The sequence below is a fragment of the Verrucomicrobiia bacterium genome (genome assembly GCA_035574275.1).
Taxonomy (GTDB): domain Bacteria; phylum Zixibacteria; class MSB-5A5; order DSPP01; family DSPP01; genus DSPP01.
In genome coordinates, this window is the sequence record DATLYY010000022.1 from 99,495 (window position 1) to 126,237 (window position 26,743).

Below are 26,743 nucleotides of genomic sequence, written 5' to 3' on the forward strand. Positions count from 1 at the left end.
AGTGGTAAGATGAAGCGGAAAAGTAGGTAGTCAAGAGATATCTATGAAATAAAAAAAGCGCCCGTACGGGCGCTTTTTCTAAGTTGTTTGGCTTAGAAATTTGCCCCCAAGACTTCCATCCGGTAATCCTCGATGTCCGCATCCCTTTGCAATTGCGCCAGCCAGGCATTCAAAGCGTCCGTGCGGCGTTTTTGATAGAGGGATTGGGTCGTCGAATCCTTGGCGGCGGCAAAACGGGCCGCATCATAGGGGAGATATTGCACCAATTCCCCCAAGGCGTAGCCCAAATCCGTGGGAACCGGAGGAATAAACCGCTGTTTTTGCTGGTGGGCGCGGATGACGGCTCCCAAAAAGGCGGGCGCATCTCCCATGCCCGGAACCCAAGCGCCCCACCCCCAAATATGCTCGGTGCCCACCGTGTCTCCAAATTGGGCGGCGGCTTTTTCAATGGGCGTGCCCTTTTGCAATAACTGCCAGATTTTGTCCGCTTTCTGCCGGGCCAATTCCATCGTTTTCCGGCGGAGCAGGTCCGCGCGGACCATGTTCCTCACCTCTTCGAACTTGGGAATGCCCGCGGCCAGCCGCTTTTGCACCTTCACCACCACGTACGCGCCCGGGACGTTGTACGCCGGGGATACGGCGCCCGGTTCGTTGGAAAAGACGAACTGGTTTATCTCCGTGAAAAAACCGATGCCTGTGATGGAGGCATCCCGGGTGAAGATATTGGAGGAGTCGATGACCAGCTGCATTTCGGCGGCCGTTTTTTCAAATCCCTCACCGGCGGCCCGGCGGGCAAAATTGTCGGCCATCGTTTTCATCGCCTCGGCCCCTTCCAGGTTGGGTTTGATGTTCACCAGAATATGGCTGGCGTGCACCTGTTCCTGGCCCTTTTGCTTTCTTTTGCCCCAGAGTTTGATGACATGCCAGCCGAAATCGGTCCGCACGGGCTGGGAAAGCTCCCCCGGTTTTAGGGCAAAGACGGCCGAGTCAAAAGCGGGAACCATCTGTCCGCGGACGAACCAGCCCAAGTCCCCGCCGTTTTTTCCCGCTGTGGGGTCCTCCGAATACTGACGGGCCAGCGCGGCAAAGGCGGTTGTGTCCAGGGCCTTCTGGGCCTGCAGCCGGAGGCGCAGCGCCTCGTCTTCCGCCCGGCGTTCATCCTCCTGGGCCGAGGTTTTGGGAAAGCGGACAAAGAGCACGTGCGCCCGCTCCGGCTGGCGGTATTTTTCCCTGTTCTTGTTGTATGCCGCCGTCAGTTCCTCGTCCGGCGTCTGAATCTGCGACCGGAACTGCTCCGTTCGCACCTGAAGGATTTTGACCTTGTAGTATTCGTTGTACTCCTTGTACCGGTTGACGATGTCTTGGTTGGAAACCCGGGCGGTGGAAAAAACGGAGTTGGAGAGCTTGAACTCCAAAATTTTGGGGCGCACCATCGCCTCGATTTGCGCCCAGAAGGGGCCCGCCGCCGGGTCTTTGGAGTTCATGATGGCCAGATACTTGTTGTAATCGAATTGCCCGTTCGTTTGAAAAACCTCCAGCTGCATCAGTTCGGGGACGGCGTAGTAGTATTTCTGCAGAAACTCCACGATTTCCCCGTCGGTTACTCCGAGGCCGTATCGTTCGACCTGTTGCCGCATCAAAACGTTTCGCAATAATTCCCGCCAGGCGTCGTAGTGCAGTTTGGCCCGCTGGTCCTCGGACATCTCGGTTTGGGGATTCTGGGCCTCCCATTGCTTGGCCAGCCGGTCAAAGTAGAAGAGATACTCGTCGGCGGTGATTTTTTCGCCGTTGACCTTGGCCACGTAATTTTTCATCTGTTGGGAGGCCGTGTACTGCATCCCCCAGGCGAAAACGATGGTGCCGAGAAAGGCGGCGATGACAATCCAAAGGACAATCTTGGTGTTTTTGCGCATGGTTTTCAGCATTTTTACTCCTTTTCTTTTTACACCTAAACAATCAAGCAGGGCCGCCGGCCGCGGCTCCTGCTTGAAGTAAAAGATATGAAAAAAACTCTATTTTGCAACCGCGCGGACGGTCCGCACGGCCCTTGAGCGCTACGGGAAGACCCCCAATTCCATATAGGAGGTGGCAATTTTATTGATGGAGGAAACAAAGGCGGCCGTGCGCAAATCGGGAATTTTGGGGTTTCCCCTCCAGACATCCAGAATCTGGTTGTAAGCCCCGATCATGGTTTCCTCCAGACCGGAGTTGACCAAATCAATCTCGTCGGCCCCCTTGGCGACAATCCGGCGCTCCGCCTCCGTGAACTTTTTGCCCGTGGTTTTCTCGATGGCGCCCAACAAACTGTCAAAAGCCCTTTCCTCAAACCGTTTTCCCATCCGCCCGAAGCGCACGTGCGAAAGGTTTTTCAACCACTCAAAATACGAAACGGTAACCCCGCCGGCGTTCAAGTACATGTCCGGAAGGACCAAAATACCCTTTTTCAACAAAACCTCCTCGGCCGCCGCCGTGGTGGGGCCGTTGGCCCCTTCGGCTATGATTTTGGCCTTGATTTTTGGGGCGTTGGCTTCCGTTATCTGGTTCTCCAGCGCGGCGGGAACGAGGATGTCGCACTCCAACTCCAAAGCCAAGGCCGAGGGGGTGACGTTTTTCGCCCCCGGAAAATTCAAAACGCCGCCGGTTTCCCGCCGGTGTTTAACGACCGCCTCCACGTCCAAGCCCTGGGGACTGTGGATAGCTCCCTCGTATTCAGCCAGCGCGATAATGCGGCAGCCCCCTTCCTGGCAGAACTTGGCAACGTGGTAGCCGACGTTACCTAATCCCTGAACGACGACCGTTTTTCCCTCCAATCCTCTGGAAAGTCCCAGCTTATTCATTTCCTCTTCGTGATTGCAGACCTCCCGCAGGCCGTAGAACACCCCCCGCCCGGTGGCTTCCGTCCGTCCGCGGACCCCTCCCTGGGTTACCGGTTTCCCGGTGACGCAGGCAAAGGCATCCAGTTGCCCCGGGTTGAAGGCGGCATAGGTATCGACAATCCAGGCCATTTCCCTTGGCCCCGTTCCGTAATCGGGCGCCGGCACGTCCACTCCCGGCCCGATGAAATTTTTCTTTATCAGCTCGGCCGTGTAGCGGCGGGTGATCTGCTCCAGTTCGGCGAGCGTGTATTTCTTGGGGTCGATTTTGACCGCCCCCTTGGCCCCGCCGAACGGAACGTCCACAATGGCGCATTTGTAGGTCATCAACGCCGCCAGCGCCTTGACCTCGTCCTCGTTCACCTCCTCCGAATAACGGATGCCCCCTTTGACCGGCAGCTTGTGGTGACTGTGTTCCACCCGCCAGCCGGAGATGACCTCATAGCCGTTTTGGGTTCGAATGGGGAACTGGAAGGCGTAAATGCTGTTGCAGGCCTTGATTTGCTCCAAAAGCCCCTTGGGATGGCCGGTAAAGGCGGCGGCCTTGTCGAAATAGAAGTTGACGTTTTCAAAAAAGGAGCGCTGGCCTGACGCGGTTGTCACGGTATCCTCCGGGATATTCGGTTTTTAGTATGCGGGTCGCGGAATTCACGGCGGGAAGTTTGCACTCCTCAAGGAAAAAGTCAAGGGAGTCATCAAGTTTATTGACTACCAGCCCTGCCGTTCCCGAAACGAGGTGATGTGCGCCGTATGGTGGCGGCCGTGCCAGGCGTAGAGGGCCAAAAGCTTTTCCAGCGTCATAATCCCGCTTTCCGGATGACGCAAGGTGCGGTTGAAGTCCTCCGGTTTAAGCGACCTTAAAAGCGAAACCCAGCGGATGTGCAGGGAATCCAAAAGATTCAAGGAAACCTCAATCGGGGTTTTCTTCGTGTCCGCCAGTTCCGCCCAGCGCGCTTCATTATACGGCTTGATGGTCGGTTCCTCTTCCGTGAGCGTGAGCTTGAAGCGGGTATAGGCGTTCAGGTGGCTGTCCGGGACGTGGTGCACCACCTGCCGGACGGTCCAGCCGCCATCCCGGTACGGCGTGTCGAGCTGCTTTTCGGAAAGCCCCGCCACCGCCTTGCGCAAAAGCGCCGGTGCGGCCGCTATCTGTTCAATCCAAAGTTGATGGACTGTTTCGCTAACGTTTCCTTCAAATTTGAACGGGCCTATGGGGTAGCGCGGGTCGGTCATGTCGTTTCTCCCATATTTTGAATATACATGCAGATTCAATCAAACAAAATAATGGGTGAGAGAAACAATGGCAATTGATGATTTTGGCCGATTTGGTTGACAATTAAACGGTCTCGGTTATTATACTTTTATGTTTCCGTTGAAAGATGACATACCCTCTTCCCGAATGCCCGTTCTCACGGTGCTTTTAATCGTTGTAAACACCCTGATTTTCTTCTGGGAAAAGCTGAATGTGGCGGGGTTCGAGCCCACCATTTGGAAATGGGGTTTGGTTCCCTACGAATTTACCCATCAAGTAGAACTGACCCCCGGGATGGACGTGCCGCCATTCAGCAATGTCTTTTCCTCGATGTTCATGCACGGCGGGTTTTTCCATCTGGCCGGTAATATGCTCTACCTTTGGATTTTCGGGGACAATGTGGAAGACCAGTTGGGGCACGTCCGCTTCATCCTGTTTTATTTGCTTTCCGGCGTAGTCGCCGCGTTAAGTTTCACCTATCTTTTTCCGAACTCGAAAGTTCCCTTGGTGGGGGCTTCCGGCGCCATCGCCGGCGTTTTAGGGGGGTATCTTTTGCGCTTCCCGCGTGCCCGGGTTTACACGCTTATTTTTCTTGGTTTTTTTGTTCAGGTTGTGCGCATACCGGCGTTGATTGTCTTAGGATTATGGTTCGTCATACAGCTTTTAAACGCCGGGGCGAGCTTTACCGTGGCCGCCACCTCGGGTACCGCCTGGTTTGCCCACGTGGGGGGGTTCGTCGCCGGATTTCTTCTGTTTCCCCTCTTGGGGGGTATGAAACGAAGAGCGGTTCATTATGATTACCGGTGAGATTACTTTGCGGAACGCCACCATAAACGATATGCCGCACATCGTCCGGATGATCGGGGAGTTCGATTTGGATTATGAGCAGCTTTCGCCGGAGCAGTTTTTAGTCATCGAGGATGGGGGGCAAATCGTCGCTTTCGGCCGGTTGAAACCCTACTCGGATGCCGTCGAGCTGGGGAGCGTCGGTGTGCGTCCTGACCGCCGCAAGATGGGATATGGAAAAATGATGGTGGAAGCCTTGATTGAAAAAGCGCCCGACGAAATCTGGATAACCACCAACCTGCGGGATTATTTTCGCCTTTTCGGCTTTACCGAGTCTGAAAAGATGCCGGCTTCCATAAAAAACAAGCTGGAAAATTTCTGCCATTTCACCTGCCGGCCGGGGATTGCGGCGATGGTGTTGCGGAAAAACGCCAACCCATCGGATGGAAAAAAATGAAGCATTTGGCCGATTTTGTTCACCTGCACAACCACACCACATATTCGCTTTTAGATGGGGCGATAAAGATCGACGACTTGATGGCCAAGGCCAAGGAATACGGAATGCCGGCTTTGGCGTTGACCGACCACGGCAATCTTTTCGGCGCCATCGAATTTTACAAGTCGGCCAAAAAGCACGGCATCAAGCCGATTATCGGCTGCGAGGCGTACGTGGCGCCGGAAAGCCGGCATAAAAAAGAGCCGCTGCGGGGATTCCCGGACGCCGGGTATCATTTGATTCTCTTGGCCAAAAACCTCGCGGGCTACCGCAACCTGGTCAAACTCTCCAGCGCCGGGTATTTGGAAGGGTTCTATCACCGTCCCCGGGTGGACAAGGAGTTGCTGCGGGCCCATTCGGAAGGGCTGGTCTGCCTTTCATCCTGCTTGAACGGCGAACTGCCGGCCCAATTGCGCAACAGCGATTTCAAAAAGGCGCGGGAAGTGGCCAACGAGTACGCCGACATTTTTGGCAGGGAAAACTTCTTTGTTGAACTCCAAGATCACGGCATTTCCGAAGAGGACCGGATTCGAGGGGAACTGGCCAAAATCGGGCAGGAACTGGGGTTTGGTCTGGTCGCCACCAACGACTGCCATTACCTGCGGCGGGTGGATGCCGCCGCCCACGACGCTCTTTTGTGCATCCAGACCGGCAAGGTTCTGACCGACACGGACCGGCTGAAATACGAAACCGACCAGGTATACTTCAAATCCGACCGGGAAATGAAAGAGCTTTTCGGCTGGGCGCCGGAATCGATTGAAAACACGCTGCGGATCGCCGAGGTCTGCAACCTCGAACTGGAACTGGGGAAACTGCACCTTCCCCGCTTTCCCCTGCCCTCCGGCTTCAATTCAGCCGACCAATTTCTGGAACACCTGGCCCGCAAGGGAATGGAGGAGCGCTATCATCCGGTTACTCCGGAAGTAAAGGAGCGGTTGGAATATGAACTGAAAGTCATCCGCGAAATGGGGTATTCCGGCTACTTTTTAATCGTACGGGATTTTGTCGATTACGCCCTGCGCAACAACTTTCCCGTAGGCCCGGGACGGGGTTCAGTCGGGGGAAGCCTTGTGGCCTATTGTATCGGAATAACCCGAATCGACCCAATGAAATACGGACTTCTATTCGAGCGCTTTTTGAATCCGGAGCGGATTTCGATGCCGGATATCGATATCGACTTTTCCGATCGCGACCGGGACAGGATTATCCAATATGTCATTGACAAATATGGTGAAGAGAACGTCTGCCAGATTATCACTTTCGGGACGATGGCGGCACGGGCGGTGGTGCGGGACGTCGGCCGGGTGATGTCCCTGCCCTATTCGGAAGTCGACCGGATTGCCAAACTGATTCCATTTGACACTGAAATGACCTTGGAGCGGGCAATGGAGATGCAGCCGGATTTGAAACGATTGACAGCTTCGGATCCCAAAATTGCCCAATTGATGGAATATTCCAAAACTTTGGAAGGACTTTCCCGCCACGCCTCGGTTCATGCCGCCGGCGTGGTCATTGCCCCTTCCAAGTTGACGGACTACGTCCCGCTATACCGCACCAACCGGGATGAAACGGTGACCCAGTTCGATATGAAGGGAATTGAAGAGATCGGCCTTTTGAAAATGGATTTCCTGGGGCTGCGGACGCTGACCGTCATTGAGGATACCGTCCGCTTCGTGAAGGAACGGGAGGGGATTGCAATCGACATCGATAAAATCCCGCTGGACGACGCCAAAACCTTTGAGCTTTTCGCCTCCGGCGAAACCACCGGCCTATTCCAGTTTGAGTCGGCCGGAATGCGGGACTATTTGCGTAAGCTAAAACCGGATTCCCTCTCCGATCTGGCGGCGATGAACGCCTTGTACCGCCCCGGCCCGCTGGATGCTTACATGGTGGATGAGTACATCGACCGCAAAAAGGGAAAAAAGGTTCAGTACGAACATCCCAAGCTGGAGAAAATTTTAAAGGAGACCTACGGGGTCATCGTCTTCCAGGAGCAGGTTTTGGAAATTGCCAAGGAACTGGCCGGTTATACCCTGGGGAAGGCCGACATTCTGCGCAAGGCGATGGGGAAAAAGGATGCCGAGTTGATGGCGGGGGAGAAGGAGGAGTTCATTCAGGGGGCCGTGGCCCATCATATCGACAAACAGAAAGCGGAACGGATTTTTGAACAAATCGCCACCTTCGGCCGTTACGGGTTCAACAAGGCCCATTCCGTCGGCTACGCCTATCTCGCCTATCAGACCGGCTATCTAAAGGCCCACTGGCCGGTCTATTTTATGGCCGCCTCCCTTTCCTCCGAAATGGGGAACACCGACCGGGTGGTCCTGCTGATTCTGGAAAGCCAAAGGCTCGGTATAGAGGTCCTGCCCCCCGACGTGAACCGAAGTTTTTCGAAATTTACGGTCGAGGATGGCAAAATCCGCTATGGTTTGGCGGCCGTCAAAAACGTGGGAGAGGGGACCGTCGAGACGCTCGTGACCACCCGTCAAGCCAAGGGGGAATTTAAATCAATCTTTGATTTTGCCCGCAAAATGGATACGGGCGCCTTGAACCGCCGGATGGTGGAAAGTTTGGTCCTGGCGGGGGCCTTCGACTCGCTCGATTCCAACCGGGCACGCCTTTTCAAAAACGTTCAGCGGGCGATCGATTGGGGTGCGGATGCACAGGCGGCAGACGCAGCCGGACAAGCTTCCTTGTTCGGGGGACGTTCCGACCTCGGTATAAGCGAGCCGGCGCTGGAGCCGGAAGAAAAATGGCCCCCTGTAATGCGCCTGACCCGTGAAAAAGAGGTTTTGGGATTCTACTTTTCCGGCAATCCCCTGGAAAACTACCGCCGGGAATTGGATTTATTTTCCACCACGCAAATCGGCAATCTGGAAAGCTTTCGGGACGGAGAGGAAGTCGTTCTTTCCGGGATGATAGGGGATATAAAAACCAAGCTGGACAAGAAAGGGAAGCGGATGGCGTTTGCCGGCATCGAGGACATCACCGGGCGGACCGAGCTGGTAATTTTTTCCGACGTTTTCGAAAGATCCCGGGCCGCCCTTCATCCGGAGAAGCTTGTGGTTGCCCGCGGGCGGGTTTCCACCAAGGAGGGGGAAAAGCCCAAACTGGTCGCCTCGGAGGTTTATTCCGTAGAAGAGGCCTACCTGCGCTCCCCCCTCGCGCTGACGTTGACCTTCGACGTAGCCGAACGGCCGCTTTTGGACAAGGCCTTGCCGCTTCTTGAATTTGGAAGTTGGCCCGGCTTATTGAACATCCGGCTGGTCTCTCCGGAAGAAACCGTTCTTTTCTGCTCCCGTCTTGGGGGGGTGCGGCTCTCACGGGAGCTTTTGGAGAGCTTGCGCCAGTTCGTCGCTCCGGAAAAAGTTGAACTTTCAGGCCCGCGGCAGGGGAAAAAGCCGTGAACTTTTTCCGCCCGCAAGGAAGCATCGGTTTGCCCCTCCGGGAATGGCGGCTCAATGGTGCCCTGGCCGAGCCGATCGCACTCAATTTTCTCCTCCGGGCAGTCGATGATAACCCTAAGGCGGGCAAGGGGTCGGTGGAAAAGGGAAAAAAATTAGTTCGTGACTTTTCGACCGCATCAGTGTAAAATAGTCAAGGGGTGGAAGCGATTTTGGATGTCAGGAACAAACGGTAGGAGCGGTGCGGTTGGTTAAGGGTATGATAAAAGGAGGTATGGTGCGTTTCGCCACGATATTGCTTGCCGGAGTTTTGTTTTTGGGCGCTTCCGGGCCGGAACAAAAGGAGGGGGCCGGGGTTTCCCGGAAAGGCTCCGTTTCAAAAAAGGGGCAGGCATCCGCCCCGGCTGAAATTGTCTGGCTCAGCTATGAAGAGGGACTGAAAAAGGGGAAGCTGGAAAACAAGAACATTTTCATCGACTTTTACACCAATTGGTGCGGGTGGTGCAAAAAACTGGACAAGGATGTCTATTCCGACAGCGCCGTCAAAACCGTCCTTTCCCGCCATTTCGTGACCGTTAAAACCAACGCCGAATCCGGCCGCCGCTTCACTCTGGAGGACGGCAAGCAGTACACGGATGCCAGTCTGGCCCGGGAGGTGTTCGGGGTTCAGGGGTATCCGGCGCTTTGGTTTTTAACCGCCAAAGGGGAAAAATTGACGTATATTCCGGGGTATGTTCCAAAGGAAAAGTTTGTCAACATTTTGACTTTTATCAGCAGCAAGGCGTACCAGACAAAGAAATTCGAGGATTACGAACAGGAACTGGCCGCCAAGAAGGGAAACTAAAACTACCGTTGCCGACCACGCCAGACCGAGTTTCCCTCAACCCCCCTCTCGTGTTTGGCAGGCAGCGGTAGTTTAAATTTTGGGAACTTTCAAACCGGACGGGGGGTTAAAAAAGAACTGATGTTGATAAAACGCTTGTTGATTGCCGGCCTTGCCGGGCTCACCATGGCTATGTCGATTTTCTCCTGCGGAAAGCAAGAGGACCGGCAGGAAGCCACCACCGGCGGTTCGGTGAATAACGCTCCCCAAACCGCTGCGGACGGTTCGGGTTCGGTCGGTTTTTCCTTGGCGGATATCGATGGCAACACGGTTTCATTGGCCGATTATAAGGGGAAGGTGGTTCTGGTCGATTTCTGGGCCACTTGGTGCGGCCCCTGCCGTCAGGCGGTGCCTCATTTGAAGGAACTTTATGAAGAAAATCGGGGGAAAGGGTTTGAAATTCTGGCCATCGCAATGGACGAGGACGGCCAGAAGGTGGTGCCTCCGTTCGTCGAAGATAACCGGATTAATTACACCGTCCTTTTGGGGACCCCCGAGGTGGAATCGGAATTCGGCGGTCTGGTGGGGTATCCCACCACCTTTCTTATTGACCGGGAGGGTAAGGTTGTTGACAAGACTTTGGGGTATCGTCCCAAGGAGTATTTTGAGGAAAAGCTGAAACCCCTGTTATAGGGATCTCCCCGGAACCTTTCCGGTTTCGGGGGTTATAAAAGGCAAAAAGGGCTTGTTCTGAGGCAGGGAAAGATTATATTGAGACGGAAGGGGAAAACGATAAACGCAACCGGAAGGAGGAGTTCGTGAAGAAGATTCTGGCAGTGGTGGTTGGTCTGGTCGTTCTGGGTTTCAGTGCCTGGGCGGTCGCCGGCCCGAATTGTTGTTCCAAGGCCAAATCCACCGCGTCGGCTTCGGCCGCGGGTGAAAAGGTGGAAAAGGCCTCCGCGGCTTGCGAGCCGAAGGAGACCAAAACCGCCGAAGCGACGGGTGCCGTCAACACCGATGCGTCCGCCTGCGTGGAAAAAGCGGTCAAGCTGTCGATCACCGGAATGCACTGCGGCGATTGCAGCAAAAAGATTCAAGCCGCTCTTTCCAACCTGGAGGGGGTTTGCGCCTCCAAAGTCAGCTACACCCGCAAGAATGCGGAAGTGGTTTATAATGCGAACCAGCTTTCCGAGGAGCGCATCGTTCAAACGGTTACAACGGCCGGTTTTACGGTGGCCTCCACCAAGGCATCCAACTGGAAAGCCTCCAAGAGCGAAGACTGCTGCAAAGCCAAAAAATCGGCCAAAACCACCGGGTCGGATACTTAATCGGGACGGGAGTTTGAAAAAGCGGAGCGCAAGCTCCGCTTTTTTTATTGACAGCAAAACCCCGGCAAATAGATTGATTAAGGGAATGAAGGCAGCGGTTTTAGCCATGTTTTTGTTTATGGCTTTTTCCATCGCCAAAGCCACCAAATATGCCGGTGAATTCTTGAGTTTGGGCGTGGGGGCTCGGGGCTTGGGAATGGGGGGGGCCTATGTGGCGGTGGTCGATGACGCCACCTCCGGCTGGTGGAATCCGGCCGGCGCCGCCCGGCTTTCCGCCCGCCAGGCGGTTTTTATGCACGCGGAGACGTTTGGCTCCCTTTTGAACCACGACTATCTGGCCCTCGGGCTGCCAAAAGAAAACTACGGACTGGTTTTTTCGGGCGTTCGATTGGGGGGTGGGGGAATCAAGGTTACGGAATTGCCGAATCCCGATTCCTTGGTAGGAGACAGAAACCGCCCCTATGTGGCAAAAGTGGAGGGGCACGGGGATTACGCCGTCATCGCCACGTATGGACGTCCTTACCGGGAGAACCTTTTTTGGGGGGGGAGTGTAAAAATTATTTACCGGGCGATTGCGGATAATTCCGCATTCGGGCTTGGGGCCGACGCCGGCCTTCTGTGGCAGCCTAAGACGAACTGGTGGGTGGGAGCGGCGGCGATTGATTTTACGGGAACCTTTCTGGCTTACGACACGGGCACCAAGGAGACCATAACGCCGACATTGAAATTGGGAACGAGCTACGTGTATCCATACCGGGAATTCAGTTTTTTAGGGGCTTTTTCGACCGATTTGCGCTTCGAAGGCCGCAAGGCCTCCGCCCAGTACTATCAGGGTTCGATTTCGGCCGACAACCATTACGGGCTGGAAATCGGCTATCGCCAGAAGGGTTTTGCCCGTTTCGGTTTTGATGCGGGGGATTTTACCGCCGGCGCCGGTGTGTGGATCGCTCCCCTAAGGATTGATTTTGCTTTTCTGACCCATCCGGCGCTGGACAACAGCTACCGGGTTTCGCTTTCGGCGGATTTTTAACTAATTATGGGTGAACAAAGGAGGTTGGTAATGCGCAGTTTTTTAGGTACATGCCGGTGCTTGGGGATTTTGTTCTGGCTTTTGCCGTTTGGGCTTTTTGCCGCGCCGAAACCGAGGGATGTGGTGGCGGAGGTGGATGGGCACCCCATAACCGTGGAAGAGGTGCAAAAAAAGCTTGCCGGTTTGCGCGTTGCCCGTCCCGAATCGAAGCCGGACGAGTTGAAACGGGAGGCATTGAACGAAATCATAACCGAGCGTTTGGTTAAAATAAAAGCCCCCTCCATTCCAGTGGAACAGGATTCTGCATTCATGCGCCGTGCCGACTATATGCTGGCCCAGGTGGCCACGCGCGAAGTTTTCAACCGGGAAGTTATTTCCGTCGTTTCCGTTTCGGACAGCGAGGTGACGGAGCGTTACCGGCAAAGACCGCAGGATTACCAGATGCTGGCATGGGCGAGGGCCAGCCACATACTGATTGCTCCGGTCAAGGACACCCTGCTGCTTACCGCCCGCCAGAAGGAGACCGGTTGGTGGGCCGATTCGGAACCCAAGGCCAGGGTAATCGCCGATTCGCTTTATCGGCTGATCAGGTCCGGTTTTTCGTTTGATTCGCTGGCGCGTCACTGGTCGCAGGATATGGTCTCCGGTGTTAAGGGCGGGGATTTGGGGCGGTTTTCCCCCGGCCAAATGGTGCCGGAGTTTGATTCCGTCGTCTTCAGCCAGGAGGTGGGAAGTGTTTCGCCGCCGGTGAAAACCCGCTTCGGTTATCATCTCATCAAAGTGACGCACCGACAGGAGAAGGAAACCGCACCGCTGCACGATTCGCTGTGGCAGGAAATCCACAAGCAGCTTTTGAACGAAAAAATGATCCGGCGCAGCTTTGTTTTCCTGGACAGCCTGCAGCAGGCGGCCGGCGTCCGGTTCAACGAAAAAGTCCTGGAGATGAGTGATTCCGCGCTGCAGGCCCAAAAAATCTGGGCCGTGGTTTCCCGTCCCGGGGACACGGTCTGGTCCGACCGCTTCGGTTCCCAACTGGTCATGGCCCGCCCCATTGCCCCCCGGGCCGTGGACCGAGACTTCAAGATAGAATTGCTCAAGGAGGCGATAACCCCGTTTCTTATGCGCCGCGCGGTGGCGGATATGAAAATCAACGAGACCGAGGCCTACCTGGCCCGCAAGGAACAGCTTTTTCTGAATGAAAAGATGGACCGCTTGATGAAGGAATCGCGGATTGAATACAACCCGACGCCGGACGAGGTGGAGACCTATTACCAGACGCATAAATCGGAGTTTAGGACCGCCGAAAGTCTCTCCGTGCACGTTCAGCAAATGGTATTTAAAACCAGGGCGGAAGCCGACCGCGCCTTTCATGAACTGGAAGCCGGCGCCGACTTTGTCCTTTTGGCCAGAAAGTATTTCAAGGGGGATTCGGACATCGCGCAGGAGGCTTTTGATCTGGGTTTCATTTCCTATCCGGCAATGCCGCAGGATTTTTTTGCAGTGGCGGAAACGTTGACTGTGGGGACGATCAGTCGGCCGGTTAAAACCGAATGGGGCTATCATTTGCTCAGAGTTTTGGCCCGCCGCCCGGATTTAAGTTTGGAAGAGGCCCGTCCAAAAATCACCGCCGCTATCCGCAAATCCAAACAGGAAGAGCATCGCCAAAGATGGGAGGCCAGCCTGCGCGAGGGCCATAGGATTTCGATCCGGGAACGGGTATTGAAAGGCATCAAGTACGATCCACCCCGCACGGGCAGTTCCGGCCAGCCTTGAACGGAGGGGGTTCTTCAGCGGACAGCCGGGCTGAAATTCCCTACTCCGCGGAAATTAAGCGGAAGCTTGTTCATCTGACTTCGCTTTGGATCCCGCTTGCAATTTGGCATCTCCACCAACGTACGGCTGGCATCGTCCTGTGCCTCGTCTTGGCGGGCTCTTTGGGCCTCGATCTGCTGCGGCATTACGTTCCAAAAGAGACGCGAGGCTGGCGCCATCTGGTGGTTCTGTTTCGGCCGAAAGAACAGGGCAATCTCTCCGGATCCAGTTTTCTTTTGCTGGCCGCCTTGCTTTTGGTTCTTTTTTTCAGCCGCGAGGCGGCCGCACTTTCCCTTCTGTATATCGTCGTGGGGGACGTGGCTGGCGCGCTGGTCGGCCGCCGCTTTGGACGCCACCCGCTTTTTGATAAAACCTGGGAGGGGAGCCTCGCTTTTTTTCTGGCCTGTGTCGTAATTTCGCCGTTTGTACCGGGGTTGCCGTTTTGGGTAAAACTCTGTGCGGCTGCGCTGGCCGCTTTTGTGGAACTCCTGCCGCTGAATCTTGATGACAACCTGTCCGTCCCGCTCGCAACGGCCATTTTTCTGGCCGCCGTACAACGGCTATAACCAAATACCTTCTTTTAAACGACCGTTTTTTGACCGCGTTGTCATTTTTTCCTATGGAGACCGGACTCAATTTTTTTGTGCCAATACAACCGCTTGTCCACAAACGGGTTACTGAAAATTTTTTCCCCTTGACATCCTTTTTTCTCCGATTAGATTTTATTTTAGTGAAGGAAGGTGGACTCCAGAAACCGTTCAACCTTAACCCAATACAGGAGGTTTGGCCGTGGCCAAAGGCAGAGTCAAGTGGTTCAATGAGACTCGGGGGTATGGCTTTATAACCAACCAGGAAGGTGAAGAACTGTACGTCCATTTCACGGACATACAGGGGAGAGGGTACAAGACGTTAGTGGAAGGGGAAGAGGTCGAATACGAAGTGAAAGCCAACGAGAAAGGAAAACAGGCCACCAACGTAATGAAACTCTGACCCGTACGGGCCAAATCCCCCACAACCTCCAAGGTTGTGGGGGATTTGTTTTACCGATCAAGTCAATAAAGTCTTACAAATAGGTTAGACCAATAGGAATAACAGAGAAGGCAGAACCAACCTTAAAGCTTAAATCACAAATTTGAGGTATCTATGAAGGCAATCGATTTGCGCTCCGACACGGTCACCCGCCCCTCCCCCGGCATGCGAAGAGCGATGTACGAAGCCGAAGTGGGGGATGATGTTTTCGGGGACGATCCGACCGTCCAAATTCTGGAGGAACGAGTAGCCGAACTTTTCGGCAAAGAGGCCTCCGTTTTCGTCCCTTCCGGGACAATGGGGAATCAGATTTCCCTTAAAGTTTTAAGCAGTCCCGGCGACGAACTGCTCTTGGATGAAAACTCGCATATTTTCAATTACGAAGTGGGTGCGCCGGCCGCCCTCTCCGGTCTTCTCGTTCATCCGTTAAAAGGGGAGCGGGGGCACTTGACCGCCCTGCAAATTGAATCTCACGTGCGCGGATCTGATTTGCACTTACCTCCCACACGCGTGGTGGCCGTGGAAAACACGCACAACCGCGCCGGAGGGACGATTGCCTCCCTGGATGAGTTCAAACGAATCAAGCAGGTCGCCGTCACCCGTCAGTTGAAACTGCATCTGGACGGCGCCCGTTTGTGGAACGCCTCGGTCGCCACCGGCATTCCGCTGGCCGACTGGGCCGCTCCTTTTGACACGGTGATGTCCTGTCTCTCCAAGGGGCTTGGCTGCCCGGTGGGGTCTATGGTGGTTGGCAATAAGGAGACGATAGCCAAAGCCCGCAAAGTCAGGAAGTTGTTCGGAGGCGGCATGCGCCAAGTGGGGATTCTCGCCGCCGCCGGGCTGTACGCCTTGGAGCACAATTTTGCCCGGTTGGCGGAGGACCACGCCAATGCCCGGCACCTTGCCACCGGTCTGGCAAACCTGTCCGGTTTGCAGGTCGATCTGGATTCCGTTCAAACCAACATTGTCATAGTGGATTTAAAACCATCCGGCAAATCTGTTCCGGACGTCGTTGCCCGGTTGAGGGAAGAGGGTGTGCGGGTCGTTCCCTTCGGCCCCACCCGCATCCGCGCCGTCTGCCATCTGGATGTAGGCCGGGAGGACATTGATAAGGTGCTGGAGGTTTTCTGCCGCCACTTCGAACCCATTCGCGTCCCCGCAGCCTTCCCCTCCGGAACACCGGAGACCGAAAAGCCGACTCCCTATGCCGCCCGCCGGGTGCGGGCCGATTTGGCGGAGCTGATAAGCGCCTTTGCCGACGGACGGCTGGAAAACGAGTATTATCTTTCGTTGCGCACGGGCCGTATTCACCTTTTGACCGACCGGAGCAGCGAGGAGGAAAGACAGGAACTGTATCAATCGGAGGAGGACTACATTCTTCTTCCCAAGAAGCGGAGCCGGGACGGCTATCAGGACCTGCTCGATTTTATCGCCGGTGTCGGCGATGCCGGCTTGAAGGAAAAACTTTCCACCGCCGTGCAGGGACAGGGGGCCTTCCGGCGTTTCAAGGATGTTCTGTTGGCCTACCCGGAGGATCGCCGCAAATGGTTTACCTTTTCCGGCGAAAGGGATGAAGCCCGCCTGCGGGAATGGATGAAGGAGAATCAGATTGCCTTGGACTTGTTGTGAAAAAGCTTCTAATTGACAAAAAGGAGCTCGACTTGGCCCTTTCTTCCAACGAGCCGGAAGCCCACTTTTACCTCGATTTGAACACCGGCAAAATTCGCAAAACAGCCGCCCGCTCGATTGCCGGACAGGAGGATTACGACTTTGTCTCGCACGATTTGGCCAAGCGCACCAATTTCATCCCCCTGCCCAAGCATACGGAGACCTCCTTTAAGGATCTCGTGCGCCAGTTTGCCGGCCGAACCGGTGATGCGGAACTAAAGTCCCAATTACAAGAATTGCTCAAAGGGAAGTTTGCCCGTTTTCAACTGAATGAACTTTTCTTCGACCGTCCCGAAGAGCTTAAGAACTGGAAAAACTTTTTGCGGGAGAAGTATCTCGAGGAACTGTCCGGAAAACTTAGAGGCGAGGGGTTGACCTTGCAACTGGCGTGAGGCTTGAGGCTCGATGGTGAAGCCAGATCGTTATTTCCTCAAAAGCGATTCGTAGAGTTTTTCCATGATCTTGACGTTTTCGCTCCAATTGAAGTTTTTCCGCACAAACTCCCTTCCGGCTTTTCCCATCCGTTTTCGCAGGTTTTCGTCGGAAACCAAAAGCTCGATTTTCTCCGCCAGGGCATTGACGTCTTCCGGCGGCACCAAAAAACCGGACACCCCATCCCGCATAACTTCCGGAAGGCCGCCCGTATTGCTGGCAATCACCGGGATTTCACAGGCCTGCGCTTCCAGGACTGAAACACCGAAGGATTCCCGCAGGGATGGATTGACCAAAATGTCCATTCGCTGCAAGTAGGCAGGGATTTCATTTGGAGCTACCCGCCCGGCAAGCTCCAAGCGGTCGCTAATCTTTAATTCGGCTGCCAATCGTTCCAATTTCGGCCGCAAGGAGCCGTCGCCGACGAGCAGGAGTCTAAGGCCGGGATTTCGCAGTTTTGCAGAAGCCCGGATCAGGTATTCCAGTCCATACACCGGTTCCAAGCTTTTTGTCGACCCGATTACTATATCCTTGTTTTGCTTGGTAAGTCGCGGTTGAAAAACCTCCAAATCTACACCAAAGGGGGTCAACGTCACTTTTTTATAGTTTGTAAGCAAACGCTCGGTCGCTTCGGCCAGAAATTTCCCCGCCGCCGTCAGGCCGTCCGTCTTGGAAAGTACGGAGCCGAGCCATTTTCGCTTTAAAAAGGATTGAGGAAAGTCCAAAACGTCGCTTCCCCAAGCGGTGATGACAAACGGGTGAAAACCGGTTTTCGACCCCAAGAATCCATAACTCGTGGCATAGTGGGAGTGAAGAAGATCCGGCTTCAATTCTTTGACCAGTTTCTTTACCAACCCGATGTTGAAGAAGTAATCCAGCTTGGTTCCAGTCGGCCGCCGAAAGGGATGAACGATGGCTCCCTCAATCGGTTCGTTGACCAAACTGGCGACGTGGACCTCATCCCCCCGCCGCACGAAATGCCGCACCCACTTTTGCGTATGCGGGCTGCCGGAATGGGCCAAATAGAGAATTTTCACGGAAATAAAAAAAGCGGGAGACGGGACTCGAACCCGCGACCAACAGCTTGGAAGGCTGTGACTCTAACCAGCTGAGTTACTCCCGCAGAACTTTTCTACCAGGGCTTTCTTGAAGGTGCTTCCCTCTAAGCTCTTTAAGAACCGCTCCTTCTTAATGGCTTCGCCGCGGCTCGAAAATTCTTCAGCCCAGACCAAATCAAACGGCATCCTGCGCCGTGTGGATTTTACCGCACCAAGATTATGCAGTTCCAAACGTCTGGCAAGATTCTTTGTCTGTCCGACGTACAGTTTTCCATCTATCCGGCTGCGTAAAATATATAAGTAGTAACCCATTTGCCAACTGGACGCCTCTTGAACCCGCGACCAACCCGTACGGGTGACTCTAACCAGCTGAGTTACTCCCGCGATGTTTAGCAAATTAACGGTTTAACCTTGTATTCCGCAACCGGTGTAGGGGTAGAATATATTCAACCCTTTCAAAAGCGATTGACAACTTTTCGAATACTGACAAATTCAATGGAGAGGGGAGGATTCGAACCTCCGTAGGCGTAAGCCGGCAGATTTACAGTCTGCTCCCGTTGGCCGCTTGGGTACCTCTCCGGCACACAGCGAATAATAAAAATTGAAGCCCTTTGTCAAGAAATATATGCTCTCTTGAGGCCGGTTAACAGGCGCTTTGACTTCCGCCTCAAATAAGGATATATTTTTGCAATGCCGGTTGGCAAAGGCCTGATGGCCACCTTAATCGTCGTGGGGGTTCTGGTCTTTCTGCTTTTGGTCGTCGGCGGGACGCTCTGGGGAACCTACAACTCGCTGGTCAATTCCAACGAGTCGGTAAAATCGGCCTGGGCCCAGGTGGACAACCAGCTCCAGCGCCGCGGAGATTTGATACCGAACCTGGTGGAGACGGTAAAGGGGTATGCCGGCCACGAACGGGAGCTCTTTGAAAAAATCGCCGCCGCCCGGGCCGCCATGTTTTCGGCCGCCACGCCGGCGGCAAAAATGGAGGCCAATACCGAGCTTTCCGGCTGGCTGGGCCGCCTTTTGGCGATAGCCGAAAATTACCCGAACCTGAAGGCCAACGAAAGTTTCAACCGGCTTTTGGATGAACTCGCGGGAACGGAAAACCGGATTGCCGTTGAGCGAAAGCGCTATAACGACATTGTTTTGACCTACAACCAGAAAATCAAGCGTTTCCCAACCAATTTTCTGGCCGGAATTTTCGGTTTTTCACAGGCCACCTATTTTGAGGCGGAGGAAGCCAAAAAGGAAGTTCCCGCCGTAACATTTTAACCGGCCGGGCGAGCCGTCGCTCTCCGAGAAATCGGGGGGAGGAAAGTCCGGGCTCCAAAGAAGTCAAGCCCCCTTAGCCGGGGGTCCGTTCGGTTTAATCCGGGCGGAACGGATAGTGCCGCAGAAAACATACCGCCCCGGGCAACCGGGGTAAGGGTGAAATGGCGAGGTAAGAGCTCACCGCGCTCCGGGTAACCGGGGCGGCAGGGAAAACCCGCTTGGGAGCAAGGCCGCGCAGCGGCGGGTACTTCGCCCAAGGCCGCGGGTAGGCCGCTTGAGGTTTTTGGCAACAAAGACCCCAGATGGATGACGGCATAGAACCAAACCCGGCTTACGGCCCGGCCGGTTAAGATTTTACGGGGCAGGTTGATATTCGATAACAATCTGTTGAAAAATGTTAAATTTGGGTATCCCGTCGATTTAGGCGGCGGGAAAGAAAATGCGAGCAGAAACCGCTGAAAAAACCGGGAACACCCGCTGGATTTTTCCCTCCGAGCCGCCTCCCGATTTGGTCCAACCCCTGATCCGGGATTTGGATCTTCCCTCCCCCATCGCAAAAATTCTCGCCAACCGCGGTTTTGAAAACACCGGGCAGGCCGACCGGTTCCTCCATCCCAAACTGGAAGAGCTCTGCGACCCCTTTTTGCTCCCTTCGATGCGGGAGGCGGTGGAACTTATCGTTGGCGCCATCCGGGAAAACGAGCCGATAATGATTTTTGGGGACTACGACGTGGATGGCATCACCGCCACCGCGCTTATGTATCTCGTTCTGTCCCGGCTGGGGGCGCGGGTTTCTTACTATCTCCCCAATCGCCTCGTGGAGGGGTACGGCCTCTCTGAAGACGGGTTTTTGGAAGCCCAAAAACGGGGTGTAAGCTGGATCATTTCGGTGGATTGCGGCATCACGGCGGTTAAGGAAATCGCTTTCGGCAACTCCTTGGGCATCCGGACCATCATCACTGACCACCACGAACCGGCCTCTGAACTTCCGGATGCCGCTGCCATCGTCAATCCAAAACTGGGAGATTCCCCTTTGGGGGAAGAACTGTCCGGCGTGGGCATTGCGTACAAGCTCGCCCAGGCGCTCTTTCTTCACTTGGGCCAGGAAGAGGTGGAGGAGCATCTTGATTTGGTTGCCCTCGGGACTTTGGCAGATATCGTCCCTCTGACTGGCGAAAACAGGATTCTGTCCCGCTTTGGCGTGCAGGCGCTCGGACGCACCAACAAGCCGGGCTTGAAATCGCTGGCCTTTGTGGCCGGGCTTTTGGGAAAGGAAATCTCCGCCGGGCAGGTGGTTTTCGTTCTGGCCCCCCGCATCAACGCCATCGGCCGGCTGGGGAGCGCCATGGAGGCGATCCGGCTTTTGACCACCCGGGATGAAAAAGCGGCCGGCGAAATCGCCCGGCTTCTGGACGGTGAAAACCGCAAACGGCGCAGCTTGGACGAGGCCACGTTGGAAGAAGCGCTGGCGCGGGTTGAGCGGGAAATCGATTTGACCAAGGAACGGGCCATCGTTCTGGCTTCCGATAGCTGGCATCCGGGGGTCATCGGCATCGTCGCCTCCCGTCTGGTGGAGCGTTTCCACCGTCCCACCATTATGATTTCCATTGAAGGAGAGGAGGGAAAGGGCTCCGCCCGCTCCATTCCCGGTTTTCATCTGACCGAGGCCCTGAAATGCTGCGATTCCCATCTTTTACGCTACGGCGGACACAAGTACGCCGCCGGGCTTTCCATCGCCCGTTCGGAAATTGAGCCGTTCCGCCGCAAAATCAACGAGGTTTCCTCCCGGTTGCTTTCGGACGAGGATTTGATTCCGCGCTTGGAAGTGGATGCGGAGGTCGGTTTGCACGAAGTCAACGACCGGCTGGTCGAAACGCTGGAGTTGTTCGCCCCTTTCGGTCCCGCCAATTCCCGGCCGGTTTTTGTAACGCGCGGGCTCGAACTGGCCGGTCTGCCTGCCTTGGTGGGGAACAATCACGTAAAGTTCCGTGTCCGGCAGGGGAATTTGGTGCACGAGGCAATCGGCTTCGGAATGGGCAGCCAGCTGCCCCGGCTGGCCGCCGTCGCCGAGCGTTCCGGATTTCTCGATTTGGCCTATACCCTCGATTTCAATGAATGGAACGGGCAGAAGAAAATCCAGCTTCATTTGAAAGACATCCGCCTGCTTCAATGAGTCCCCGGGCTGCAACTTCTTCCTCCACAGTTCTTGAACGGTTCAGAAAAAAGGATGAAACCGCTCTGGCGCGGTTGATTTCCCTGGTCGAGAACCGGGAGAAAAACTTTGAAAAGATTCTTTCCGAACTTTTTCCGCTCTCCGGCAAGGCCTTCCGCCTCGGCGTCACCGGCCCGCCGGGGGCGGGGAAAAGCACCCTGGTTGACAAGCTGGCCACGCATTATTTAAAAGAAAAAAAATCGGTCGGCATCGTGGCAGTTGACCCAACTTCCCCTTTCACCGGCGGCGCTTTGTTGGGAGACCGCGTCCGGATGCAGGGGGCCTCCGAGCGGAAATCCGCCTTCATCCGCTCGATGGCCACCCGCGGCTCGCAGGGGGGGCTCGCGGCGGCCACCGGCGACGTGGCGCTCGTTTTGGACGCCTACGGCAAGGATTTCATTTTCATCGAGACCGTGGGGGTCGGACAGGTGGAGCTGGACGTCGCCTCTCAGGCGGACGTCACGCTTCTCGTTTTGGTTCCCGAATCGGGAGATTCTATACAAGCAATGAAGGCCGGCCTGATGGAGATCGCCGACATTTTCGTGGTCAACAAAGCCGATCGGGAGGGCTCCCGCAAAATGACGGCCGAGCTGGATATGGTCCTGAACTTCAAACGCAAAAAAGGGGACTGGCGCTATCCGGTCGTGCCAACCGAGGCCGTCAACAATGTCGGCATTGATGTTCTTTTGAACACCATTGACGAATACCGGAAATTTGCGTTGGAGCATCACCTTTTTGAGCAAAAACGGAGGGAACAGATAAAAGCCGCCCTTCTGGGGATGGTGGAACGGAAAATCCGCACCCGGGCGGAGGCGGTTTTGAAAATCGAACTGGATACACTGGTCGAAAAGGTCTGGAAGCGGGAAGTCGATCCCTATTCCGCGGTCGAGGAACTGCTGGCGGCGGACGGCCAATTGCGTTAACTTACGGGCTGGGGAACGGAGGAATAGATGCTGAAAACCAAAAAGAGACCGGCTTCCAAATCAAAACTCAAGAAAATTTCAACCGTGGCGCGCGCCCGTGCCAAGGCATCCGCCAAAAAAGCGTCCAAGGGGTTGCCGTATCACGCGCCGGAACTGCTGAAGAAAGTAGCCGCCGCAAAGGCCCAATGGGAAAAAGAGTACGCCAAGCAGGCCGACTATTCCAAAAAGTTTATGTCGGTCTCCTCCGACGAACCGAAGCCGCTTTATACGCCGGAGGATTTGAAACATTTCGACTATTTTGAAAAGCTGAACTTCCCCGGCGTATATCCCTACACCCGGGGCATCCGCCCGGCGGGCTATCGCGGACGGCTCTGGACCTTCCGCCAGTTCTCCGGTTTTGGCACCCCCAAAGAAACCAACGAACGGTATCACTATCTTATGGAGCACGGCCAGACCGGCCTTTCGGTCGCCTTTGATTTGCCTACTTTAATGGGCTACGATTCCGACCATCCCCGCTCCAAGGGGGAAGTAGGGGTCTGCGGCGTGGCGGTCGATTCGCTGGCGGATATGGAGATCATCTTCGACGGCATCGATTTGGGGAAGGTTTCCACCTCGATGACCATCAACGCCCCCGCCTCGGTCATCTTTGCGATGTATCTCGCGGTGGCCGAAAAGCAGGGAGTTCCGTTTACCAAGCTTCGCGGCACCTTGCAAAACGATATTTTGAAGGAATACATCGCCCAAAAAGAGTGGATTTATCCGCCGCGCCCCTCCATCCGCTTGATTACCGATATGATGGCCTTTTGCACCAAGAACGTCCCCAAATGGAATACCATTTCCATCTCCGGCTATCATATACGCGAGGCAGGTTCAACGGCCGTGCAGGAACTGGCCTTCACGCTGGCGGATGGTTTTGCCTACGTCGAAGCGGCCATCGCCACCGGCCAAAACGTGGATGATTTTGCCCCCCGCTTGTCTTTCTTCTTCAACGCCCATATCGATTTCTTCGAGGAAATCGCCAAATACCGCGCCGCCCGCCGCATCTGGGCCCGGCATATGCGGGAAAAGTACAAAGCCAAAAAAGAGGAATCCTGGCTTCTGCGCTTCCATACGCAAACCGCCGGCTGTTCGTTGACGGCCCAGCAGCCGGAAAACAACATCGTCCGCACCGCCTACGAAGCGCTGGCCGGCGTTTTGGGCGGCACCCAATCGCTCCATACCAACTCGATGGACGAAACTTGGGCCCTGCCTTCCGAAAAAGCGGCCTTTATTGCGCTCCGCACCCAGCAGGTTTTGGCCTACGAAACCGGCGTCCCGAACGTCATCGACCCTCTGGCCGGCTCCTACTATGTCGAGTCGTTGACCGACAAAATGGAGGAAGAAGCCGAAAAGTATTTCGAAGAAATCGAACGCCGGGGGGGTGTTTTAAAGGGAATTGAAGAGGGGTATTTCCAGCGGGAAATCGCCCGCGCGGCCTACCAGTATCAACAGGAAATCGAGAAAAAGGAGCGCATCATTGTTGGGGTCAACGAATTCGCCCTCGAAAATGAGAAAATCGAAATCCCCATCCTTAAAATCGAGCCCCGTGTGGAGCGGGAGCAGTGCGAAGCCGTTGCCAAAGTCCGTGCCCGGCGGGATAACGCTCGTGTCCGGCAAACCTTGGACGCCTTAAAGAAAGCCGCCGCCGGAACGGAAAACACGATGCCCCGCATCTTGGACTGCGCCCGGGCCTACGCCACGGAAGGGGAAATCTGCGACGCTTTGAAAGAGGTCTTCGGCGAATACACCGAACCGGCGATTATTTGAATCGAGTGATCGGGGGATGCATACTGCCTTAAGCAAAAGCTCCGCCTCTTTTGGAAAGCAGCAGGAATTTTCAGCGATTGCCAAGTTGGTTAGTGAGGATTTTGATGTATATGTGACGTTGATTGATAATAAACAAATTGATTGCATTTTACGCTTACCTAACAGAAAATATCTAGATATTCAAATAAAAGCGAGATCCAAAGATGCCAAGCAAAGTCATACATTTGCGCCGTTGTCCTTTAAAGCCAGAAAAAACTTCTATTTTGTTTTCTATACAGAGAAGAGCGGTGATTATTGGATTATGCCATCAAGAAGCGTAAGAGTGTTTGGAAAGATAAATAAAGGTGGGAAGAATGTTGACAAAGTGACTTTGAGAATTCCCCCTTCAACCCGCTCTATAAAATGGAATATTTTCCAGCGGTATAGAAATGAGAAAGGGTTTAGTTTGTTGAGGGCCTATCGTTGAGAGCGTTGTCTGAGAATTTGCGCCGCCGTTCCATCCGCCTACCCGCCTACGATTATTCTCAAGCTGGTGCCTACTTTGTTACCATATGTACCCTGAACCGTGAATGCTTGTTTGGAAAGGTGATGGATGGAAAGGTGCAATTGAACCCATTTGGTTGTGTGGTTGAAGAAGAGTGGCTAAAAACCGCCGAATTACGACCATGTATTGAATTGGGCACATCCGTTGTCATGCCCAATCATTTTCACGGTATAATCGTCATCAATGACGAATGTAGGGGCACGGCGCGCCGTGCCCCTACGGTTTCCCGATTCGGGAAACCGGTTGCAGGCGCGTTATCGACAGTCATACGCTCATTCAAATCCGCCGTTACAAAACGGATTAACGACCTTCGCCGTACGCCCGGGAATGTCGTTTGGCAGCGCAATTATTATGAGCATATTATTCGGAATGAGGACGATTGGAAAAAAATCCACGATTACATCGTTTACAATCCAGAAAAATGGATGGTTGATGCGGAGAATCCGGATCGTATCAATCGTAAATTGGGATTATGACCAAAACCATCATCGAACCGTTTAAAATCAAATCGGTCGAACCGATTAAAATGACCACCCATGCCCAGCGGGAAGAAATCATAAAACAGGCGCACTACAACCCGTTTCTCATCCACGCCGAAAACGTGCTTATCGATTTATTGACCGACAGCGGCACCTCGGCGATGTCCTCCGAACAATGGGCGGCGATGATGCGGGGGGATGAGTCCTACGCCGGCGCGCAGAGCTTTTTCCGCTTCGAAGCGGTGGTCAAGGAAATCTTCGGTTTTTCGCAAATCATCCCCACCCATCAGGGCCGGGCGGCGGAGAAAATCCTGTTTTCCATAATAGGGGGGAAGGGAAAAACCATTATCTCCAACACTCATTTCGACACCACCCGCGCCAATATCGAATTCACCGGGGCGGAAGCCCTCGATTTGGTCATCCCGGAAGGGAAAATCCCCTCCGCCGTTCACCCCTTCAAGGGAAATATTGATTTACAGAAATTGGAAGAAACAACCAAGAGAATCGGCCCTTCAAACATTCCTTTGGTGATGCTCACGGTCACCAACAACTCCGGCGGCGGCCAGCCGGTCTCCATGGCAAATATTAAGGCAGCACGGGAAATTTGCCGAAGGTTCGGTATCCCGCTTTTCATCGATGCCTGCCGCTTCGCCGAAAACGCCTACTTTATCAAACTGCGCGAGGAGGGATACGCGCATAAACGGGTCTACGACATTGCCCGCGAAATGTTCACCTATGCCGATGGCTGCACAATGAGCGCCAAAAAAGACGGTCTCGCCAATATCGGCGGCTTTTTGGCATTGAATAATGAAGAATGGGCCACCGCCGCCCGGAATTTATTGATTCTCACCGAGGGTTTTGCCACCTACGGTGGTCTGGCCGGCCGGGATTTGGATGCCATTGCCGTCGGTCTGCGCGAAGTGCTGGAGGAGGATTATTTGAAATACCGCATCCGCTGCATGACCTATTTTGGCGAAAAACTGACCGCCATCGGCGTGCCGATTATCCAGCCCCCCGGCGGCCACGCCATCTACATTGACGCCAAGGCCATGCTCTCTCACATTCCGGTCGAACAGTATCCCGGCCAGGCGTTGGTGGCCGAGCTTTTCATCGAGGGCGGCATCCGCGCCGTCGAAATCGGCAGCGTGATGTTCGGCAAAAAAGACCCCCAAACTGAAAGATTGATACCGGCCGAAATGGAACTTGTCCGTTTGGCCCTGCCCCGCCGCGTTTACACGCAGAGTCATGTCGATTACTGTGTCGAAATCATCGAAAACATCTGGAACCGCCGCAATTCCATCCGGGGTCTCAAAATCACCAAAGAACCGCCGTTCCTGCGCCACTTCACCGCCCATTTCGAGCCAGTAAAATAAATTTGCTTTTGTAGGGGCAAGGTCACCTCGCCTTTTTGTCCCCCTGTATTTAAGGGGGACGAGGCGCGTAGCGCCGGAGGGGGTGATTTTGTAGGAGCAGGTCCCGTGCCTGCCCTTTTCCTATGGCGCAAGTGCCCCCTTGC

The 26,743-nt window shown here is 54.7% G+C and carries 25 protein-coding genes, 2 tRNA genes and 1 other RNA gene; 21 read left to right on the forward strand and 7 right to left on the reverse strand.

The window, feature by feature from the left end; genetic code table 11:
* Positions 1–92: 92 nt before the first annotated feature.
* The 3 genes from VNL73_04095 to bstA all read right to left on the reverse strand — a co-directional run bounded on the left by VNL73_04095 (position 93) and on the right by bstA (position 4,106).
* A complete protein-coding gene (locus VNL73_04095; GenBank protein ID HXF48595.1) occupies positions 93–1,925 on the reverse strand; it encodes a peptidylprolyl isomerase in 1,833 nt (610 codons plus the stop codon).
* Between the two features lie 129 nt (positions 1,926–2,054).
* Complete coding sequence (locus VNL73_04100; protein ID HXF48596.1) at positions 2,055–3,476, reverse strand: Glu/Leu/Phe/Val dehydrogenase; 1,422 nt, start codon at positions 3,474–3,476, stop codon at positions 2,055–2,057.
* Positions 3,477–3,581: 105 nt separating this feature from the next.
* Positions 3,582–4,106 carry a bacillithiol transferase BstA gene (gene bstA / locus VNL73_04105; protein HXF48597.1) on the reverse strand — a complete coding sequence of 175 codons (525 nt, stop codon included), beginning with the start codon at positions 4,104–4,106 and terminating at the stop codon, positions 3,582–3,584.
* 130 nt (positions 4,107–4,236) lie between these two features.
* On the opposite strand from bstA, the gene VNL73_04110 reads away from it, so the two are divergent.
* From VNL73_04110 to VNL73_04170, 13 genes are all read left to right on the forward strand, one after another.
* Positions 4,237–4,932, forward strand: coding sequence for a rhomboid family intramembrane serine protease (locus VNL73_04110; GenBank protein ID HXF48598.1), 696 nt, complete (start codon positions 4,237–4,239; stop codon positions 4,930–4,932).
* Positions 4,919–5,368 (forward strand): GNAT family N-acetyltransferase, encoded by a 450-nt coding sequence (locus VNL73_04115; protein HXF48599.1) that lies wholly within the window; start codon positions 4,919–4,921, stop codon positions 5,366–5,368. Before VNL73_04110 ends, VNL73_04115 begins: the two co-directional genes overlap by 14 nt.
* Positions 5,365–8,814: a DNA polymerase III subunit alpha gene (locus VNL73_04120; protein HXF48600.1), complete on the forward strand. Its 3,450-nt coding sequence runs from the start codon at positions 5,365–5,367 to the stop codon at positions 8,812–8,814. Before VNL73_04115 ends, VNL73_04120 begins: the two co-directional genes overlap by 4 nt.
* Positions 8,811–8,999 (forward strand): hypothetical protein, encoded by a 189-nt coding sequence (locus tag VNL73_04125; protein ID HXF48601.1) that lies wholly within the window; start codon positions 8,811–8,813, stop codon positions 8,997–8,999. The genes VNL73_04120 and VNL73_04125 overlap by 4 nt, the downstream gene beginning before the upstream one ends.
* Before the next feature lie 86 nt (positions 9,000–9,085).
* Positions 9,086–9,655, forward strand: a complete 570-nt coding sequence (locus VNL73_04130) for a thioredoxin fold domain-containing protein (GenBank protein ID HXF48602.1) — start codon at positions 9,086–9,088, stop codon at positions 9,653–9,655.
* A gap of 120 nt (positions 9,656–9,775) precedes the next feature.
* Positions 9,776–10,327, forward strand: a complete 552-nt coding sequence (locus tag VNL73_04135) for a TlpA disulfide reductase family protein (GenBank protein HXF48603.1) — start codon at positions 9,776–9,778, stop codon at positions 10,325–10,327.
* A 125-nt stretch (positions 10,328–10,452) separates the two neighbouring features.
* A complete protein-coding gene (locus VNL73_04140; GenBank protein ID HXF48604.1) occupies positions 10,453–10,962 on the forward strand; it encodes a heavy-metal-associated domain-containing protein in 510 nt (169 codons plus the stop codon).
* A gap of 85 nt (positions 10,963–11,047) precedes the next feature.
* Positions 11,048–11,992, forward strand: coding sequence for a PorV/PorQ family protein (locus tag VNL73_04145; GenBank protein HXF48605.1), 945 nt, complete (start codon positions 11,048–11,050; stop codon positions 11,990–11,992).
* Between the two features lie 30 nt (positions 11,993–12,022).
* Positions 12,023–13,765 (forward strand): peptidylprolyl isomerase, encoded by a 1,743-nt coding sequence (locus VNL73_04150; protein ID HXF48606.1) that lies wholly within the window; start codon positions 12,023–12,025, stop codon positions 13,763–13,765.
* Positions 13,766–13,926: 161 nt separating this feature from the next.
* Positions 13,927–14,370, forward strand: coding sequence for a hypothetical protein (locus tag VNL73_04155; protein HXF48607.1), 444 nt, complete (start codon positions 13,927–13,929; stop codon positions 14,368–14,370).
* Between the two features lie 223 nt (positions 14,371–14,593).
* Positions 14,594–14,794, forward strand: coding sequence for a cold shock domain-containing protein (locus tag VNL73_04160; protein ID HXF48608.1), 201 nt, complete (start codon positions 14,594–14,596; stop codon positions 14,792–14,794).
* A gap of 153 nt (positions 14,795–14,947) precedes the next feature.
* Positions 14,948–16,462, forward strand: a complete 1,515-nt coding sequence (locus VNL73_04165; GenBank protein HXF48609.1) for a GntG family PLP-dependent aldolase — start codon at positions 14,948–14,950, stop codon at positions 16,460–16,462.
* Complete coding sequence (locus tag VNL73_04170; protein ID HXF48610.1) at positions 16,459–16,893, forward strand: UPF0158 family protein; 435 nt, start codon at positions 16,459–16,461, stop codon at positions 16,891–16,893. The genes VNL73_04165 and VNL73_04170 overlap by 4 nt, the downstream gene beginning before the upstream one ends.
* 30 nt (positions 16,894–16,923) lie before the next feature.
* Here VNL73_04170 and VNL73_04175 read toward each other — a convergent pair whose 3' ends face one another.
* The 4 genes from VNL73_04175 to VNL73_04190 form a co-directional block, all read right to left on the reverse strand.
* Positions 16,924–17,970, reverse strand: coding sequence for a glycosyltransferase (locus tag VNL73_04175; protein HXF48611.1), 1,047 nt, complete (start codon positions 17,968–17,970; stop codon positions 16,924–16,926).
* A gap of 12 nt (positions 17,971–17,982) precedes the next feature.
* Positions 17,983–18,056, reverse strand: a tRNA-Gly gene (locus VNL73_04180).
* On the reverse strand, positions 18,034–18,303 hold the full coding sequence (locus tag VNL73_04185) for a GIY-YIG nuclease family protein (protein ID HXF48612.1): 270 nt from the start codon (positions 18,301–18,303) through the stop codon (positions 18,034–18,036). Before VNL73_04185 ends, VNL73_04180 begins: the two co-directional genes overlap by 23 nt.
* Before the next feature lie 184 nt (positions 18,304–18,487).
* Positions 18,488–18,570 (reverse strand) — tRNA-Tyr (locus VNL73_04190).
* 111 nt (positions 18,571–18,681) lie between these two features.
* Between VNL73_04190 and VNL73_04195 the strand changes: the two genes are divergently transcribed.
* The 8 genes from VNL73_04195 (at position 18,682) to VNL73_04230 (ending at position 26,600) form a co-directional block, all read left to right on the forward strand.
* The gene (locus VNL73_04195) at positions 18,682–19,263 is read left to right on the forward strand and encodes a LemA family protein (protein HXF48613.1); all 582 of its coding nucleotides are present in this window, start codon (positions 18,682–18,684) and stop codon (positions 19,261–19,263) included.
* An RNA gene (rnpB, locus tag VNL73_04200) (RNase P RNA component class A) lies at positions 19,264–19,613 on the forward strand.
* A gap of 89 nt (positions 19,614–19,702) precedes the next feature.
* On the forward strand, positions 19,703–21,436 hold the full coding sequence (gene recJ, locus VNL73_04205) for a single-stranded-DNA-specific exonuclease RecJ (protein HXF48614.1): 1,734 nt from the start codon (positions 19,703–19,705) through the stop codon (positions 21,434–21,436).
* A complete protein-coding gene (gene meaB / locus VNL73_04210) occupies positions 21,433–22,398 on the forward strand; it encodes a methylmalonyl Co-A mutase-associated GTPase MeaB (protein ID HXF48615.1) in 966 nt (321 codons plus the stop codon). Before recJ ends, meaB begins: the two co-directional genes overlap by 4 nt.
* 27 nt (positions 22,399–22,425) lie before the next feature.
* Complete coding sequence (locus VNL73_04215) at positions 22,426–24,204, forward strand: methylmalonyl-CoA mutase family protein (protein ID HXF48616.1); 1,779 nt, start codon at positions 22,426–22,428, stop codon at positions 24,202–24,204.
* A gap of 16 nt (positions 24,205–24,220) precedes the next feature.
* Complete coding sequence (locus VNL73_04220; GenBank protein ID HXF48617.1) at positions 24,221–24,670, forward strand: hypothetical protein; 450 nt, start codon at positions 24,221–24,223, stop codon at positions 24,668–24,670.
* Positions 24,667–25,224 (forward strand): transposase, encoded by a 558-nt coding sequence (locus VNL73_04225; protein HXF48618.1) that lies wholly within the window; start codon positions 24,667–24,669, stop codon positions 25,222–25,224. Before VNL73_04220 ends, VNL73_04225 begins: the two co-directional genes overlap by 4 nt.
* Positions 25,221–26,600 (forward strand): tryptophanase, encoded by a 1,380-nt coding sequence (locus VNL73_04230; GenBank protein HXF48619.1) that lies wholly within the window; start codon positions 25,221–25,223, stop codon positions 26,598–26,600. The genes VNL73_04225 and VNL73_04230 overlap by 4 nt, the downstream gene beginning before the upstream one ends.
* The last annotated feature ends 143 nt before the right edge of the window (positions 26,601–26,743 follow it).

Excerpts from the sequence above, each read along its gene's own strand:
- VNL73_04095 (HXF48595.1), bottom strand. The coding sequence starts at position 1,925 with ATGCTGAAAACCATGCGCAAAAACACCAAGATTGTCCTTTGGATTGTC.
- bstA (HXF48597.1), bottom strand. The coding sequence starts at position 4,106 with ATGACCGACCCGCGCTACCCCATAGGCCCGTTCAAATTTGAAGGAAAC.
- VNL73_04110 (HXF48598.1), top strand. The coding sequence starts at position 4,237 with ATGTTTCCGTTGAAAGATGACATACCCTCTTCCCGAATGCCCGTTCTC.
- VNL73_04115 (HXF48599.1), top strand. The coding sequence starts at position 4,919 with ATGATTACCGGTGAGATTACTTTGCGGAACGCCACCATAAACGATATG.
- VNL73_04120 (HXF48600.1), top strand. The coding sequence starts at position 5,365 with ATGAAGCATTTGGCCGATTTTGTTCACCTGCACAACCACACCACATAT.
- VNL73_04130 (HXF48602.1), top strand. The coding sequence starts at position 9,086 with ATGGTGCGTTTCGCCACGATATTGCTTGCCGGAGTTTTGTTTTTGGGC.
- VNL73_04135 (HXF48603.1), top strand. The coding sequence starts at position 9,776 with ATGTTGATAAAACGCTTGTTGATTGCCGGCCTTGCCGGGCTCACCATG.
- VNL73_04145 (HXF48605.1), top strand. The coding sequence starts at position 11,048 with ATGAAGGCAGCGGTTTTAGCCATGTTTTTGTTTATGGCTTTTTCCATC.
- VNL73_04150 (HXF48606.1), top strand. The coding sequence starts at position 12,023 with ATGCGCAGTTTTTTAGGTACATGCCGGTGCTTGGGGATTTTGTTCTGG.
- VNL73_04165 (HXF48609.1), top strand. The coding sequence starts at position 14,948 with ATGAAGGCAATCGATTTGCGCTCCGACACGGTCACCCGCCCCTCCCCC.
- VNL73_04185 (HXF48612.1), bottom strand. The coding sequence starts at position 18,303 with ATGGGTTACTACTTATATATTTTACGCAGCCGGATAGATGGAAAACTG.
- VNL73_04195 (HXF48613.1), top strand. The coding sequence starts at position 18,682 with ATGCCGGTTGGCAAAGGCCTGATGGCCACCTTAATCGTCGTGGGGGTT.
- recJ (HXF48614.1), top strand. The coding sequence starts at position 19,703 with ATGCGAGCAGAAACCGCTGAAAAAACCGGGAACACCCGCTGGATTTTT.
- meaB (HXF48615.1), top strand. The coding sequence starts at position 21,433 with ATGAGTCCCCGGGCTGCAACTTCTTCCTCCACAGTTCTTGAACGGTTC.
- VNL73_04215 (HXF48616.1), top strand. The coding sequence starts at position 22,426 with ATGCTGAAAACCAAAAAGAGACCGGCTTCCAAATCAAAACTCAAGAAA.
- VNL73_04220 (HXF48617.1), top strand. The coding sequence starts at position 24,221 with ATGCATACTGCCTTAAGCAAAAGCTCCGCCTCTTTTGGAAAGCAGCAG.
- VNL73_04230 (HXF48619.1), top strand. The coding sequence starts at position 25,221 with ATGACCAAAACCATCATCGAACCGTTTAAAATCAAATCGGTCGAACCG.